Source organism: Sorangium sp. So ce327 (assembly GCF_051530205.1).
Taxonomy (GTDB): Bacteria; Myxococcota_A; Polyangia; order Polyangiales; family Polyangiaceae; genus Sorangium; species Sorangium cellulosum_B.
In genome coordinates, this window is the sequence record NZ_CP150330.1 from 5263057 (window position 1) to 5278695 (window position 15639).

Below are 15639 nucleotides of genomic sequence, written 5' to 3' on the forward strand. Positions count from 1 at the left end.
ACCGGCTCGGCGACGCGATGCGCCGGGCAAGAACGCGCGGCCGCGTCCCGGATGACGCGCGATTTTCCTGCTCCAATGAATGCGCAGCCCGCTCATTGCATCGTAGTCGCCGAGCCGCCGATGGCGTGGGGGAGGGGCATGTCCCGGAGACGTTCAGGTGCGTGGGTTTCACTTGTCTTGCGGAGGTAATCTATGAGGTTTGCGCGACGCAGCAGCGGACGCATCGTGGTAGCTTGTTGTTTGCTTGTTGGCTTCAGCTCGGGGTGCGAGAGCTCGGTTGTCCTTCCCGAGCCATCTCCCCACGACGACTCGGTCGATTCGCCGCGGGACGAAGAGGCGACTGACGTCGGCTCGCCGGACAGGCCCGTTGCTCGGCGGGGGACGGCCGAGCGCGTCGTCGATGTGTCGAACGGCGGCGGCGCGGATGTGCCGAAGCCGAACGGCGGCGGCGCGGGCGATCGATGCGCGGGCCCGTTCCCCGGCGCGGAGCCGAGCGATGGCAGCGGCTACTACCTGAAGCCCGGCCTCCTCTATCCCGCGGAGTCCTCGGGCGTGTACATGGGTCAGCTGTCGCTGGGCGACATCGACGGGGACAGGCGCTTCGACTTCGTGAGCACGGATCGCAGAGCGCTGTACGTGCAGACGCATCCGCGGGTACGGGAGCTGAACGGCGAAGTCATCTACACCCCTTCCACGCCGGCCAACTCGGTCGAGGACACGCTGCTGCTCGACGCGGACCACGACGGCGCGCTCGATGTCGTCGTCGCGCAGCAGGAAGGGCTCGCCTTCCTCCGTAACCAGGGCGGCGGCGCCTTCGAGCCCCCGAGGATGATCGCCGCGCCAACCACGTTCTCCCCGACCGCCGTGGACCATGACGGGGATGGCATCCTCGACATCGTCGGGCTCGGCTATCACAGCAAGATCCTCATCTACCGGGGCGACGGCGGCGGCGGATTCGAGCTGGCCCACGAGCTGCCGGCCGGCGTGTTCATGTCCGGCATCGTCACCGGCGATGTGACCGGGGACGGCCAACCCGACGCGGTGATCGCGATGACCGGCGTGGGCGCGGGCATCGCCGTCTTTCCGCACGACGTCGAGCGCGGGTTCGACACGACCGGACAGCAGGTCTTCTTCGAGACCACGCCGCCGAGCTCAGGCGTCTCGTTCGTCTCGATCGCGGTGGGCGACGTGAACAACGACGGACGCCAGGACGTCGCCGCCGTCACGCACGAGTACTCGGACGGGCCGATGCGGGTCTGGATCCTGCTGCAAGACGACCTCGGCCACCTGACGGCGCCGCAACCGCTGCTCACCATCGATGATCACCAGTATTTCGTCTCAGGAGGCCTGCAGATCACCGATCTCAACCTCGATGGGCGGAGCGATCTCGTCGCGGTCAGCCGAAACACCGCCGAGATGTGGTCGTTCCTCCAGACCCAGGAGGGCACGTTCGAAGCGGAGGCGGCTCCATTCCCCGGCACCTTCGAAAACATCGACGGTTTTGGCATCGGCATCACCGATTTTGACTGCAACGGGTGCCCTGACGTCGTGGGCGTCCAGCTCGACGGTCTTGTCGTCTTCCGCGGTCGCGGCTGCGCGACGGCGCCTTGAAGCGGATCTACGCGGCCTTCGCCGGCTTCGGGTTCAGCTCGAGGAAGCGGCGCTGGTAGGCGTACGAGCGAAAGCGGATCTTCAGCGGCGGCTTGTTGTTGCTCTCGATCTCGATCTTCGCGCCGTCGTCGTGCTCGGCGCAGTGCGGGATGCGCAGCGTGTAGGTCGTGCCGCCGCCGGTGCGCACAGCGATGCTCCCGAGCGCGAGCCCGGCCGCGGCGACGGCCGCGTTGGTCCCGGTCTCGCCGTCGTGCGCCTTCACCTCGACGCCGCGGGTCGCCGGCCTCGCGCACACGCAGCAGCCGGCCGGCCAGCTGATCGTCTCGCTCGTCACCGGCGCCGGAAAGCCCGGCGTCGGGTGGACGTAGTCGTCGGCGAGCACGGTGAGGACACGCTTGTCGACGAGGTACGCGGCCTGGCACTTGTCGCAGAACGCCGGGTCGTCGGTATGGTTGAGCTCGATCTCCTCGAGCGTCGCCCGGCAGCGCGGGCACGTCGCGGTGCCGGCCAGGTCCTTGGCGACCAGGAGCGACCCGAACGAAAACACCGCGAACCCGAGGCCGCCGGCGAGACAGAGCACCCACAGCAGGCCGGAGCGGCCGATCATCGCGCGGAAACAGAGGAACGAGAGGCCGACGAGCACCGCCGTGATGACGGCGTACTTGATGGTGGAGCCCGTGTTGCGGGTCACGGTGGACGTCATGAGCGCGACCTTAACGCCGGTCGACCCTCGAGCGCGCGCCGAACGCTGTCAGCGGGCCTCTCGCCCCCGGGCGGCGGCTACACCGCGCCGTCGCGGAGCCACTCGCCGAACCGCTCGCCGATCATCAGCGCCGTCAGGTTCGTGTTCACGCTCGGGATGGTCGGCATGATGCTCGCGTCCGCGACGACCAGGCCCTCGACGCCGCGGACCCGCCCGCGCCCGTCGACCGCCGCCGAGACGTCCCCCTCGGGCCCCATCGGGGCCGTCCCGCACGGGTGGTAGCCCGAGCCGCAGCTCCGGGTGATCCACCGCTCCAGCGCCTCCCGCCGCATCAGCGTGCGCTCCGTGGGCCAGACGAACCAGCCGAGCTCGCGCATCGGCGCGGTGCGGGCGATCTCGTACGCGAGCGTGAGCGCGTCGACAGCGCGCGACAGGTCGTCCCGGTCGACGAGCATGTTCGAGACGATGCGGGGCCGCGCGTGCGGGTCGGCGCTCACGTGCTCGATGCGGCCGACGCCGCGCGGCTTGCCGATGCAGCACGCGAGCGCGAACGCCGGCACCGTGAGGCGCGGGTGCAGCGGGAAGAACGAGCCCGGCTGGAGCATCATGTCGTTCGGGTACGGGCTCCCGCGCGAGGTGTAGCGGAGCATCGTCTGGACGAGCGGCTGGCGCAGGACGTCGATCAGGCCGCGGCGGCGCGGCCACAGGCCGATGACGGCGCCCGGATGATCGAGCAGCCGCGCCCCCACGGCGGGCACGTCGGACACGAGCGTGACCCCGAGGCGCGCGAGCTCGGCCCGCGGCCCGATCCCGCTGCGCAGGAGGATCCCCGGCGTCGCGATCGCGCCGGCGCTCAGCACCACCTTCCGCGTCGCGACGACCTCGACGCGCCCGTCCGTCTCGATCTCGACCCCCTCGACCCGGCGGTTCCGCACGAGCACCCGCCGCACCGTCGTGCGCGGCCGGAGCCGCAGGTTCTCGCGCCGGCGCACCTCGGCGGTCAGGTAGCAGCGCGCCGCGCTCATGCGCTGTCCGTCGATCTTGTTCATCGCGTGCGGCCCGACGCCGCCGGGCGCGCGCGGATCGTTGGTGTCCGCGCACTCGGGGTGGCCGAGCGCCCTGCACCCGTCGACGAACGCCGCCTGCCACGGCACGAGCTCCTCGCGCCGGGCGCGGCGGATGGGCACCGGGCCGCCCTTGCCGTGCCAGGGCTCGCCGAAGTCGAGATCGTCCTCGAGGCGCTTGAAATAGGGCAGGCAGGCGTCGAAGCCCCACTCGGGCAGGCCGAGCGCCGCCCACTCGTCGTAGTCGTAAGGCTGGCCGCGGACCGCGATGCACGTGTTCACGGCCGACGAGCCGCCGACCACCTTGCCGCGCGGGAAGAGGAACATGATCTGCCCGGGCGTCGGCCGGTGGCGATAGCCCCAGTCGTGCGCGAGCCACGAGTTGCGGGTGCCGTCCCGCAGATCCGCGGGCAGGCCTTCCGGGTCCGGGTAGTCCGGGCCGGCCTCGAGCAGCAGGACCTCGCGATCCGCGCGCTCGGTGACACGCGCGGCGATCACGGCGCCCGCCGAGCCGGCCCCGACGACGACGAGCTCAGCGGCGGCGGCCGGGCGGGGCGAAGAGGACAGTGACGATCGAAACACCTTGGAAACTCGACCTACACGGGATCGCGCCGCCGGGCAACGAACCCTCGAAACTGTCCTCGCTGTATGAACGTGGTGCGGTGCCAGAGCGCCGCGCGGCGCGCGCCGGGCGGCGTACGGCGCGCACGCCCATCCGAGGGTCCGATGGATCCGCCCGGGAGGCCACATTGGAAACACCGAGGTTCATACAGGGTGTCTACTCGTTCGAGGGGCAGGGCCTGGAGCAGCCGGTGCCCCTTCGTCCGGCGGTCGGGTACACCGTCCCGCGGGACAAGCGCGCTCAGCTCATCTACCTGCGCGCGGGCAACTCCACGTCCGAGCTCATCTACCTGCTCCTCAAGCGCGACGGCCACCCGATGCGCTATTTCCCGATCGGCGCCAAGGCGGCGATCCACGTGCCCCTCGTGATCGTGGAGGACATCCACCCGGAGAGCGTGATCGAGCTGTGCGTGGGCGCGCCCGAAGGCGCGCGCGGGCTCGCGACGATCGACATCGGCCTGGCGGAGATCTGAGCCATGCAGAAGAAGCGAAAGCTCGTGTTGATCGGCAACGGGATGGCCGGCGTCCGCACCGTCGAGGAGATCCTCGCGCGGGGCGGCGCCGACCAGTTCGAGATCACCATCTTCGGCGACGAGCCGTATGGCAATTACAACCGCATCCTGCTCTCGGAGGTGCTCAACGGCTCCCAGGATCCGAGCGAGATCTTCCTGAACCCCCTGGCCTGGTACCGGGAGAACGGCATCCAGCTCCACGCGGGCGTGCGCGCGCGGGCCATCCACCGGCACTCGCGCCAGGTGACCGGCGATCACGGGGTCGTGGCACCGTATGACAACCTGATCATCGCGACGGGCAGCTCTCCGTACATCCCGCCGATCCAGGGAGTTCGTCTGGAGGGCGGCAGGGAGAAGCCCGGTGTGTTCGTGTTCCGCAGCCTGGACGATTGCCACAAGATCGCCCAGTACGCGCGGGGCAAGCGGAGCGCCGCGGTCATCGGCGGCGGGCTCCTCGGGCTCGAGGCCGCGCGCGGGCTGCAGAACTTCGGTCTCGACGTCCACGTTGTCCACATCAGCGGTCACCTGATGGGGCAGCAGCTCGACGCCACGGCGGGCGGCATCCTGAGGACGACGCTCGAGCAGCTCGGCGTGACGGTGCACCTCAACAAGAGCACGAAGGAGGTGCTCGGAGACGACCGCGTGACGGGGCTCCGCTTCGCCGACGACGAGGCGCTCGCCTGCGATCTCGTGGTGATCTCCGCGGGCATCCGGCCAAACGTGGAGATCGCGCTGCGCGCCGGCCTGACCGTCGAGCGCGGGATCGTTGTGGACAACCACCTGCGCTCGCCCGACGACCCGAGGATCTACGCCGTCGGCGAGTGCGCGCAGCACCGGGGGCAGGTCTACGGGCTCGTGGCGCCGCTCTGGGAGCAAGGCAAGGTGCTGGCCGACCACATCACGAAGCGCAACGACAAGGCCTCGTACGCCGGCTCGAAGGTCGCCACGAAGCTGAAGGTCATGGGCATCCAGCTCGCCTCGATGGGCATCACCGAGCCCGCCGACGACCGCGACGAGATCGTGCAGTTCCTCGAGCCGAAGAAGGGCACGTACAAGAAGCTCATCATCCGCGACGGCAGGCTGCTCGGCGGCATCCTCCTTGGCGACGTCAGCAAGGCAGCGTACCTGATGCAGGCGTTCGACAAGAGCACACCGCTCCCGGAAGAGCGGCTGTCGCTGCTGTTCGACATCGGGGCGCCCTCGCCGCAGGCCACGATCGAGGAGATGCCGCCAGGGATGCAGGTCTGCAACTGCAACGGCGTCAGCAAGGAGGGCCTCGTCGCGTGCGTGCGCTCCGGCAAGCGGACGCTCCGGACCATCATGGACGCGACGCGCGCGGGCATGGGCTGCGGCGCCTGCAAGCAGCTCGTCTCGGAGGTCGTGGCGTGGGCGTGCGGGGGCGCGGCGGAGCAGGACCCCTCGGCCAGCTACTACGTGCCTGGCGTCCCGCTGAGCAAGCCCGAGCTCGTCCAGGCGATCCGCGAGAGGAGGCTACGGTCGGTGTCCGCCGTCTTCCGCGAGCTTGCCGGCGGGAACGAGGACCCGGGGAGCAAGCCGGGGCTCGCGTCGCTGCTCCGCACGGTATGGCACCACGACTACGAGGACGAGCGCGACGCCCGCTTCATCAACGACCGCGTGCACGCCAACATCCAGAAGGATGGCACCTTCAGCGTGATCCCACAGATCGCCGGTGGCATCACGTCGGCCGCGCAGCTCCGGAAGATCGCGGACGTCGTCGACAAATACCGTGTGCCGCTCGTGAAGCTGACGGGCGGCCAGCGCATCGACCTGCTCGGCGTGAAGAAGGAGGACCTGCCGGCCGTATGGCGCGACCTCGACATGCCCTCGGGGTTCGCTTACGGCAAATCGTACCGCACGTGCAAGAGCTGTGTGGGGAGCGACTTCTGTCGATACGGGCTCGGCGACAGCATCGCGCTCGCGCTGAAGATAGAAGAGCGCTTCCAGGGGATGGACACGCCGGCCAAGCTGAAGCTCGCGACGGCGGGCTGCCCGCGCAACTGCTCGGAGGCGATGGTGAAGGACGTCGGCGCCGTCGCGGTGGAGGGCGGCAAGTGGGAGATCTACGTGGGCGGCGCGGCCGGCGCCCACGTGCGCAAGGGCGACGTGCTCTGTGTTGTCGAGACGCACGAGGACGCGCTCGAGCTCATGGGGCGATTCATCCAGTACTACCGCGAGAACGCCAGGTACCTGGAGCGAACGTACGGCTTCGTGGAGCGCGTCGGCATCCAGAAGATCCGGGCGGTGATCGTGGACGACAGCGAGGGTATCGCTGCGCGCCTCGACGAGGAGATGCGGAAGACGGTCGAGGCGTACCGCGATCCGTGGCGAGAGGCGAATTCCCCGAAGACGGCGAACCAGTTCCGATCGGTCCTGCCGATCGTGCAATGAGGGGGCGAGAGATGGAGATCACCCTGGGCCCTCTCTCGGCGATCCCGCCGGGCGAGGGGCGCGCGTTCGAGGTCGGATCGGAGCGCATCGCGGTGTTCGTCACGCGCGAAGGCCGCGTGTTCGCCACGCAGGCGAGCTGCCCGCACCGCGGCGGCCCGCTGGTCGACGGGCTGCTCGGCGGCTGCACGCTCATCTGCCCGCTGCACGCCAAGAAGTTCAACCTGGAGACGGGAGAGGCCCTGAGCGGCGAGGAGGGGCTCAAGACCTATCCCGTCCGTCTGAGCGCGACGAACCAGATCCTGGTGCGGATCGAGGGCGGCGGGGGCTGAGCGCCGCCCGCCCCGCGCCCGGGGGGCGGCCCCACGCCCGCGATGGCGCGTGCCGCCGCGCCGGCGCTCTGCGGAGCCCCTGGATCGCGCGTCTTTGGGTACGCTGCCGGAGCGCGTCGCCCGACGTCGCCTGGAGGGTTCCCGTTCGCCATGGCCGACCCCACGACAGCCGCACCGCTCGCCCCTGGCGCCGTCCTCGGGGGCGATTTCCGCGTCGTCCGCCCCCTGAGCCAGGGGGGCATGGGCGCCGTGTTCGTCGCCGAGCAGCTCTCGACGGGCAAGCCGCGCGCGGTGAAGCTGATGCACGCGCAGCTCGCGCAGGAGCCGCGGTTCCGCGAGCGCTTCGAGCAGGAGGCGAGGGTAGGGGCGCGGATCGAGAGCGATCACGTCGTCGAGGTCGTCGCCGCGGGGGTCGATCCCGCGACGCAGACGCCCTGGCTGGCCATGGAGCTGCTCGACGGGGCCGATCTTTCGGCCGTGATGGCGCAGCGCGGCGCGCTGCCGCCCGACGAGGTGCGCGAGCTGATGGGGCAGCTGTGCCACGCGCTCGGCGCGGCGCACCGCGCGGGCGTCGTCCACCGCGATCTCAAGCCCGAGAACATCTTCATCGCGCGGCCGCGGCAGCAGAACGTCCGCTTCAAGGTGAAGGTGCTCGACTTCGGCGTCGCGAAGATCGTGGCCGAGGCGCGGGCGACGACGTCGATCACCGCGTCGGTCGGGACGCCGCTCTGGATGGCGCCCGAGCAGACCGAGCTCGCCGCGCAGGTCGTCCCGGCGTCGGACGTGTGGGCGCTCGGGCTGCTCGCGTTCTACCTGCTCACCGCGCGCCTCTACTGGGTCGAGCCGAGCCGCGGGCAGAGCGCCTCGGTCATGTCGCTCATGCGCGAGGTGCTCTTCGGCCCGCTGGATCCGCCGTCCTCCCGCGCCGCGCAGCTCGGCTGCGCGCACCTGATCCCCCCCGGCTTCGACGCCTGGTTCGCCCGGTGCCTGGCCCGCGACGTCCGCGCTCGCTTCGCCGACGCGGCGCAGGCCATGGCGGCGCTCGACCCCGTGCTCGCCGCGGCCGCCCACAGATCCGCGCCGCTGCCGGCCGTGCCCTCCATGCCCTCCATGCCCACGCCGCCGGTGGTTTCCGGCCCTTCCGGGCCGATCACCGCGCCGACCCAGCCGGGGGTCTACCGCACCGACGTCGGCGGCATGAGCGGCGGTACGCTCGTCCCGGTGCCGGCGTTGCCCCCGCGCAGGGCCCCCTGGGGCCTTCTCCTCGCGATCGCGGGCGGCGGGGTGGTCGCCGTCGCCGCGCTCATGGCCTTCGGCTTCATGGCCTTCCAGCGCCTCCGCGCGGCCGACGGCGCGCCGACGGCGCCGCTGTACGGCAGCGGCGATGCGGCCACGGCCACGGGCGGCGCGCCGACGCCGCCGGCCAGGCCATCGAGCGTCGCGGCGAGCAGCGACGTCGATCTGGCCGGCACCTACGACATCGTATCGTCGCGCAACCCGGGCGGGCAGGGCAGCTACTCGGGCAACGTCCTCCTCTCCCGGAGCGGCGACACGTACCGCATCGCCTGGATCATCACGAAGGGCGCGGGCTACGAGGGGATCGCGTTCGTGCAGGGGCAGACGCTCGCCGTGGGATGGGCGAGCGGCGGGCCCTACGGCGCGGCCGCCTACCGCATCGACGGCGGCCGCCTCCACGGGCAGTGGATCGCCACGGACCGGCCCGGCCAGGTGATCTCCGAGGAGCTGGAGGGCCCTGAAGGGCTGGTCGGCAGCTACCGGATCGTCGACGGCGCTCGCAAGGGCACGGTCGTCATCGTGCCCACGGGCGAGACGTACGCCGTCACGTGGGCGCTGAGCACCGGCGCGCTCAAGGGGGTGGGCATCCGCTCGGGCGATCAGCTCGTCGTGGGCTGGTCGCCGAGCCAGCAGGTCGGCGTGGTCAGCTATGCGATCGCGGGCCGGCAGCTCGCGGGGCGATGGGGGACCCTGGGCGGCACGCTGGCGGGGAGCGAGGCGCTCGTGCGCCGCTGATGAGCGGACATTCCCCGATCCAGCGCGCGGGGCAGAGGTCCTGCCACGATGTCATCGACAGGGCGGGCCCGGTGTGGGGCGAGGCGCGCTGGGGGTTCGCGGAGGACGGATGAGAGCCGGCGCGCCGCCCGCTCAAAGCGCTGGCGACGCGCGCCGACCATGGCAGCATGTGCAGCGCATCCCCCGCATCAGGGCTCACGTGGGCACCAATCCCGTCTCGTCCGATCACGGGTCTTCGTCCCGTTACGCCATCATCGAGACCCTCTACGAGGGCTCAGACACCGTTCTCTACCGGGGTGTACGCGAGGACGACGGCCATCCCGTGGTGCTCAAGGTCCTCCGGCGCGATCACGCGAGCCCTCGCGCCGCCGAGCGGCTTCGCCACGAATACGAGATCGCTCGGGCGCTCGACACAACGGCCATCGTCAAGCCCTGTGGGCTCGCGATGCTCTGCGAACAGCCGGCGCTGGTCCTGGAGGATTTCGGCGGCGTGTCGCTCGATCGGCTCCAGGATGGGCCGACCCCGCTCGAGCGCTTCTTCCCCCTCGCCATCCGCCTCGTCGAGGCGCTCGCCGGGCTGCATCGGCACGACGTCGTCCACAAGGACATCAAGCCGCAGAACGTGCTCCTCAACCCCGCCACCGGCGAGGTGAAGATCACCGACCTGGGGATTGCGTCCCGGATACCCCGCGAGCTCCAGCACCTCGAGCACATCGGGCTCATCGAGGGGACCCTGGCCTACATGGCCCCGGAGCAGACAGGCCGGATGAACCGCTGGATCGACCAGCGGACCGATCTCTACTCCCTGGGCGTCGTCTTCTACGAGATGCTGACGGGCACGCTGCCGTTCCAGGCCGGCGATCCCGTCGCGTGGGTCTATTGCCACATCGCCCAGGCGCCGCGGCCGCCGCACGCGCTCGTCCCCTCGATTCCCCCGCAGCTCTCCGCGGTGGTGCTCAAGCTGCTCTCCAAGGCCGCCGAGGAGCGTTATCAGAGCGCGGCGGGCCTGCGGCACGACCTGGACGAGTGCTTCGCCCGATGGCGGGAGAGCGGCTCCATTCCCCCCTTCGCGCTCGGGGGGCGCGATCTCTCCGACCGGTTCCAGGTCCCGCAGCGGCTGTACGGGCGCGAGCGCGAGCTCACGGCGCTGCTCGCCGTGTTCGAGCGCGTGGTCGCGAGCGGCCGGCCGGAGCTCGTGCTCGTGTCGGGCTACTCGGGCATCGGCAAATCGTCGCTCGTCGCCGAGCTGCACCGGCCGGTGGTGAGGGAGCGCGGCTTCTTCCTGTCAGGCAAGTTCGAGCAAGCCGCGCGGGACGTCCCCTACAGCGCCTTCCATCAGGCGTTCCGGGCGCTCTTTCAGGAGATCCTCTGCGCGAGCGAGAAGCAGGTCGAGGGCTGGAGACAGCGTTTCCGGGAGGCCCTCGGCGAGAGCGGCAGGTTGCTCGCCGACGTGCTCCCCGAGCTCACGCTCCTCCTCGGCCCGCAGCCGCCCGTGCCCGAGCTGCCGCCCGCCGAGGCCCAGAGCCGGCTGCACGCGACGCTCCAGCGCTTCGTCTCGGCGTGCGCCCAGAAGGACCACCCCGTCGCGCTCTTCCTCGACGATCTGCAGTGGGCCGACGCGGGGAGCCTCCAGTTGCTCGAGCAACTCGCCACCTACGCCGGGTCCGAGCACCTCCTGCTGATCGGCGCGTACCGCGACAACGAGGTCGGCCCCGCGCACCCGCTGCGGCTCACGCTGGCCGAGGCGCGGAAGCGCGGCGCCGCCGTGGTCGAGCTCGTCCTCGATCCGCTCTCGGCCACCCATGTCGGGGCGCTCGTCGCCGAGACGGTCCACGCGCCGCACGCGCCGGCAGAGCAGGCCGAGCCGCTCTCGGGGCTCGTCTATGAGAAGACCGGCGGCAACCCGTTCTTCGTGCTCCAGTTCCTCCTCGCGCTGCACCAGGAGGGGCTCATCACCTTCGACGCGGAGGAGGGCAGGTGGCGCTGGGACATCGCCGCGATCCGGGACAAGGAGTTCACCGACAACGTCGTCGAGCTGATGGCGGGCAAGCTGAAGCGGCTCTCGGGCCCGACGCGGGACGCGCTCACGCTCGCCGCGTGCCTCGGCAGCAGCCTGGAGCTCGACACGCTCGCGGTGGTCGCGGGCCGCCCGGCGGCGGAGCTCCGCGACGCGCTCGAGGAGGCCGTGCGGGAGGGGCTGCTGCTCCGCCAGGACGGCGCCTATCGATTCCTCCATGACCGGGTGCAGCAAGCCGCTTACTCGCTCATCCCGGCGGGACAGCTCGCCGAGATGCACCTGGGGATCGGGCGGCTGCTCCTCGGGGCGCGACGCGCGGAGGAGCGCGACGACGCGCTCTTCGACGTCGTCGGCCACCTCAACCGCGGCGCCGCGCTCCTGCGTTGCCAGGCGGAGCGGGACGAGGTCGCCGCGCTGAACCTCCGCGCCGGCAGAAAGGCCAAGGCGGCCGCGGCCTTCCAGTCCGCCGCCGCGCTCTTCGCGGCTGGCCTCGCGCTGCTCGCGCCGGCCTCGTGGGAGACGCGCCACGAGCTGACCTACGGCCTGACCTTCGAGCGCGCGCACATCGCGTACATCACCGGCAGCTTCGAGGAAGCCGAGCGGTGCGTGGAAGAGCTCATGGATCGCGCGAGGACCCGGCACGAGACGGCGACCGTCGTCGAGCTCGCCGTCGCGCTGAACGTCACCCGCGGGCAATACGCCCGCGCGGTGGAGATCGGGCTCTTGTGCCTCCGCGCGTGCGACGTCGATCTGCCGCTCCACCCCACCGACGCGCAGGTCGAGGAGGAGACCGAGATCGTCTGGAAGGCCCTGGGCCATCGGGCCATCGAGGACCTGATCCACCTGCCGCCCATGACGCACCCGGGGTTCAAGATCACGATGGGCGTGCTGCAGAGCGTTTCCCTCCCTGCGTTCTTCGTGGACCCGAACCTGTACAACCTCGGCGTCATGCGCATGGTCGAGCTCAGCCTGCGCCACGGCAACGCCGAGCACTCCGCTGTCGCGTACGCCGCCTTCGCGATGGTGATCAGCTCGAGGTTCGGGCGATATGAGCAGGCTCACCTGTTCGGCAAGCTCGGCCACGACCTGGCGCAGAAGAGCGGCCTCCTCACCACGAAATCGGTGGTGGTCATCCTCTTCGGACACTACGTCGTCTTCTGGACACGCCACTACAGAGAGACGTATCCGTACACGCGAGAAGGCTTCGGCGCCGCGGTCGAGTCCGGCAATCTGAACAACGCGTGCCTCAACTGCATCTGGGCCGCGCTGTTCCCGCTGCTCTCCGGCGAGCCGCTGGAGGACGTGCTCCACGAGGTCGAGGAGCGCCTCGGCTTCGTGCGCAGGGTCGGTTACACGTTCGCGCACAACGCCCTCCTCGGCGGCCACGCCATGATCCAGACGCTGCGCGGGAGGCCGGTCCGCTTCTCGATGCCGGACGGGTCCGAGCTGGATCCGCCGGCCTTCGAGGCGCGGCTGGAGGAGGGGGGAGAGCTGGAGGCCGCTCGCGACTTCTATTACAGCTTGAAGGCGCAGGCGCTCTTCGTGCTCGGCTCTCCCCGAGAGGCGCTCGCGGCGGCGACCCGCGCGATCGCCGAGCACCCCCCCAGGGTCGGTCCGCACGCGCTCATCGCCGAGAGCTTCTATTATCGCGCGCTCGCGCTCGCGGCCCTCTTCAACGCGCCGCGCGGCGCGGGCGAGGCGCAGCCGTCCCCGCCGCCGGTGCTCCCCGAGGAGCTGGAGGAGCTGATCGAGTGCGAGCGGCAGCTCGGCGCGTGGGCCAGGAGCGGCCCGGACAACTTCCTCCACAAGCACGCCCTGGTCCGCGCCGAGATCGCCCGGCTCCTGGGGCGCGAGCCGGAGGCCAGCCGGCTCTACGAGCAGGCCATCGCGGCGGCGCGCGAGGGCGGCTTCGTCCAGCATGAGGCCATCGCCTGCGAGCTCGCCGCGGAGTTCTACCGCGCGCGCGGCCTCCCGACGCCCGCCGACAGCTACCTGCGAAGCGCCCGCGCCGGCTATTTCCGCTGGGGCGCTCACGCCAAGGTGGAGCAGCTCGATCAGCGCCACCCTCACCTCGTCGAGCGCAAGCCGATCGCCCCCACCGTCACCTTCGCCGTACGGGCCGAGCAGTTCGACGTCCTGTCGGTGGTGAAGGCCGCGCAGAGCATCTCCGGCGAGCTCAAGCTCTCGCGGCTGCTCGAGATGCTGCTTCGCATCGTGGTCGAGCACGCGGGCGCCGAGGAGGGCTGTATCCTCCTGGTCCGGGAGGAGCAGCTGTGGCTCGCGGCGATCGCGACGCCAGGGGGCGCGGTGCGGCTGCTGGATGCGGACGAGGCGCCTTCGGCTGCGTTGCCGCAGTCGGTCCTCAACTATGTTCGCCGGAGCCACGATCGCGTGCTGCTCGACGACGCCGCCGGCCGGCACCCCTTCGTGGAGGATGAGTATTTCCGGCGCAAGCGCCCGAGATCGGTGCTGTGCCTCCCGATCGTGCGCCAGGGCCGGCTCATCGGCCTGCTCTACCTGGAAAACAACCTCGCCACCGGGGCGTTCACCCCCGGGCGGCTCAGCGTCGTCGAGCTGCTCGCCTCGCAGTCGGCGTTCTCGCTGGAGAACGCGACGCTCTATGCCGAGGTGGAGCAGGAGAACGCCGAGCGGCGGCGGGCGGAGCAGGCGCTCAAGGCCAATCAGAAGATGCTCCAGGCCATCGTCGACAACTCGGCGGCGAGCGTCTACGTCAAGGATCGAGAGGGTCGATTCCTGCTCGCCAACCGGCAGGTGGGCGCCCTCCTGGGCATGCCGAGCGAGCAGCTCCTCGGGAGGACCGACGCCGACCTCTTCCCGGCTCCCTTCGCCGAGATGGTCCGCGAGCACGAGCGGAAGGTGCTCGAGACGGGCGCGCCGATGGAGTGGGAGGAGACGGTGCCGCTGGAGGACGGGCTGCACACGTTCCTGTCGATCAAATTCCCCCTCGACGAGGGGGTCATGCCCGGCGTGCTCTGCGGCATCTCCACCGACATCACCGAGCGCAAGCGGGCCGAGCAGGCCGAGCGCTTCCTGGCCGAGGCGAGCCGCAAGCTGATGACGCTGGGGTACAGCGCGACCTTCGAGAGCGTGGCGCAGCTCCCGGTGCCCGAGCTCTCGGATCAGTGTGTCGTCGAGGTGCTCTCGGCGGACAGGACACCGGGCCCGACGGTCGTCGCAGGGGTGCCCGGCGAGCAGCTGGAAGCGCTGAAGGACGCGCTGCGCGCCCTGGCAGAAGCGCCGCCGGCCGGCTCCGAGGGGGTCGATGGCCGCGCCGCGCCGCTTTTGCAGCAGGTGCGTTCGCTCGACCCGCGGGTCAGGCCGCCCTGGGAGCGGCTCGGCGTCCACGCGTTCCTGCGGGTTCCGCTGCTCGCGCGCGACCGGTACTTCGGCGTCATGACCCTGCTGGCGACGGCGCCCGAGCGCCGTTATGGCCCCGCCGACCTGCGGCTGGCCGAAGAGCTGGGGCGCCGCGCGGCGCTCGTGCTCGACAATACCCGCCTGTACACCGAGGCCCAGGAGGCCATCGCGCGGCGGGACGAGTTCCTCGTCGTCGCGTCTCACGAGCTCAAGACCCCGCTGACCTCGATGCAGATGCAGGTGCAGGCGGCAGAGCGCCTGCTGCACCGCCGCTCGCTCGCAGGCCTTCCCCCGGAGCGGATCGAGGCGATGTTCCGTATCCTCGGCCGCCAGACGTCGCGGCTCGGGCGCCTGATCGACGAGCTGCTCGACGTCACGAGGATGAACGCCGGGCGGCTGGCGCTCACGCGGGCGCCGGTCGATCTGGCGGCGCTGGTGCGTGAGGTCGTCGAGCGGATGCGCCCCCAGCTCGCGGACGCCCGCTGCCCGACGCAGCTGGATCTGGGAGCGCCCGTGGTCGGGCACTGGGATCCGGATCGCCTGGAGCAGGTCGTCGTCAACCTCCTGTCGAACGCGATGAAGTACGGCGCAGGCGGGCCTATTTTCATCGGCGTGCGGCCGCAGGCGGATCGCGCGCAGCTCGTGATCCGGGATGAGGGGATCGGGATCGCGGAGGCCGATCAGGGCAGGATCTTCGAGCGCTTCGAGCGCGCGGTGTCGGTGCGCAACTTCGGCGGCATCGGGCTCGGGCTCTACATCGCGCGCTCGATCGTCGCGTCGCACGGCGGGTCCATCCGGGTGCAGAGCAAGCCGGGCGCCGGGGCGACGTTCGTGGTGGAGCTCCCGCTGAGCCCACCGGAGAGCGCCGTGCCGGCCGGATCCGTCGTAGACTAGGGCATGCGGTTCGCCGAAGGCCCGCGGGCTCTGGGCACGCCCCTCGCAGCCCCGATGGCCGCCTCGCCGA

8 protein-coding genes are annotated in these 15639 nt (G+C 71.0%); 6 read left to right on the plus strand and 2 right to left on the minus strand.

Features of this window, described 5'->3' with window-relative positions:
• Positions 1-240 precede the first annotated feature (240 nt).
• Positions 241-1611: an FG-GAP repeat domain-containing protein gene (locus WME95_RS19715; protein WP_437909880.1), complete on the plus strand. Its 1371-nt coding sequence runs from the start codon at positions 241-243 to the stop codon at positions 1609-1611.
• 7 nt (positions 1612-1618) lie between these two features.
• Here WME95_RS19715 and WME95_RS19720 read toward each other — a convergent pair whose 3' ends face one another.
• Both WME95_RS19720 and WME95_RS19725 read right to left on the minus strand, forming a co-directional pair.
• The gene (locus tag WME95_RS19720; protein WP_437909881.1) at positions 1619-2314 is read right to left on the minus strand and encodes a hypothetical protein; all 696 of its coding nucleotides are present in this window, start codon (positions 2312-2314) and stop codon (positions 1619-1621) included.
• A gap of 77 nt (positions 2315-2391) precedes the next feature.
• On the minus strand, positions 2392-3960 hold the full coding sequence (locus WME95_RS19725; protein ID WP_437909882.1) for a GMC family oxidoreductase: 1569 nt from the start codon (positions 3958-3960) through the stop codon (positions 2392-2394).
• Between the two features lie 167 nt (positions 3961-4127).
• Between WME95_RS19725 and WME95_RS19730 the strand changes: the two genes are divergently transcribed.
• The 5 genes from WME95_RS19730 to WME95_RS19750 all read left to right on the plus strand — a co-directional run bounded on the left by WME95_RS19730 (position 4128) and on the right by WME95_RS19750 (position 15569).
• On the plus strand, positions 4128-4472 hold the full coding sequence (locus WME95_RS19730) for a hypothetical protein (protein ID WP_012236117.1): 345 nt from the start codon (positions 4128-4130) through the stop codon (positions 4470-4472).
• A gap of 3 nt (positions 4473-4475) precedes the next feature.
• A complete protein-coding gene (gene nirB, locus WME95_RS19735) occupies positions 4476-6920 on the plus strand; it encodes a nitrite reductase large subunit NirB (RefSeq protein WP_437909883.1) in 2445 nt (814 codons plus the stop codon).
• A gap of 11 nt (positions 6921-6931) precedes the next feature.
• Complete coding sequence (locus WME95_RS19740; RefSeq protein WP_437909884.1) at positions 6932-7249, plus strand: Rieske (2Fe-2S) protein; 318 nt, start codon at positions 6932-6934, stop codon at positions 7247-7249.
• A 150-nt stretch (positions 7250-7399) separates the two neighbouring features.
• Positions 7400-9280 carry a serine/threonine-protein kinase gene (locus tag WME95_RS19745; protein ID WP_437909885.1) on the plus strand — a complete coding sequence of 627 codons (1881 nt, stop codon included), beginning with the start codon at positions 7400-7402 and terminating at the stop codon, positions 9278-9280.
• Positions 9281-9479: 199 nt separating this feature from the next.
• Positions 9480-15569 (plus strand): AAA family ATPase, encoded by a 6090-nt coding sequence (locus WME95_RS19750; RefSeq protein ID WP_437909886.1) that lies wholly within the window; start codon positions 9480-9482, stop codon positions 15567-15569.
• The last annotated feature ends 70 nt before the right edge of the window (positions 15570-15639 follow it).

Bases quoted from the DNA above. Each gene is read 5' to 3' on its own strand.
- WME95_RS19720 (WP_437909881.1), bottom strand. From the start codon at position 2,314: ATGACGTCCACCGTGACCCGCAACACGGGCTCCACCATCAAGTACGCC.
- nirB (WP_437909883.1), top strand. From the start codon at position 4,476: ATGCAGAAGAAGCGAAAGCTCGTGTTGATCGGCAACGGGATGGCCGGC.
- WME95_RS19740 (WP_437909884.1), top strand. From the start codon at position 6,932: ATGGAGATCACCCTGGGCCCTCTCTCGGCGATCCCGCCGGGCGAGGGG.
- WME95_RS19745 (WP_437909885.1), top strand. From the start codon at position 7,400: ATGGCCGACCCCACGACAGCCGCACCGCTCGCCCCTGGCGCCGTCCTC.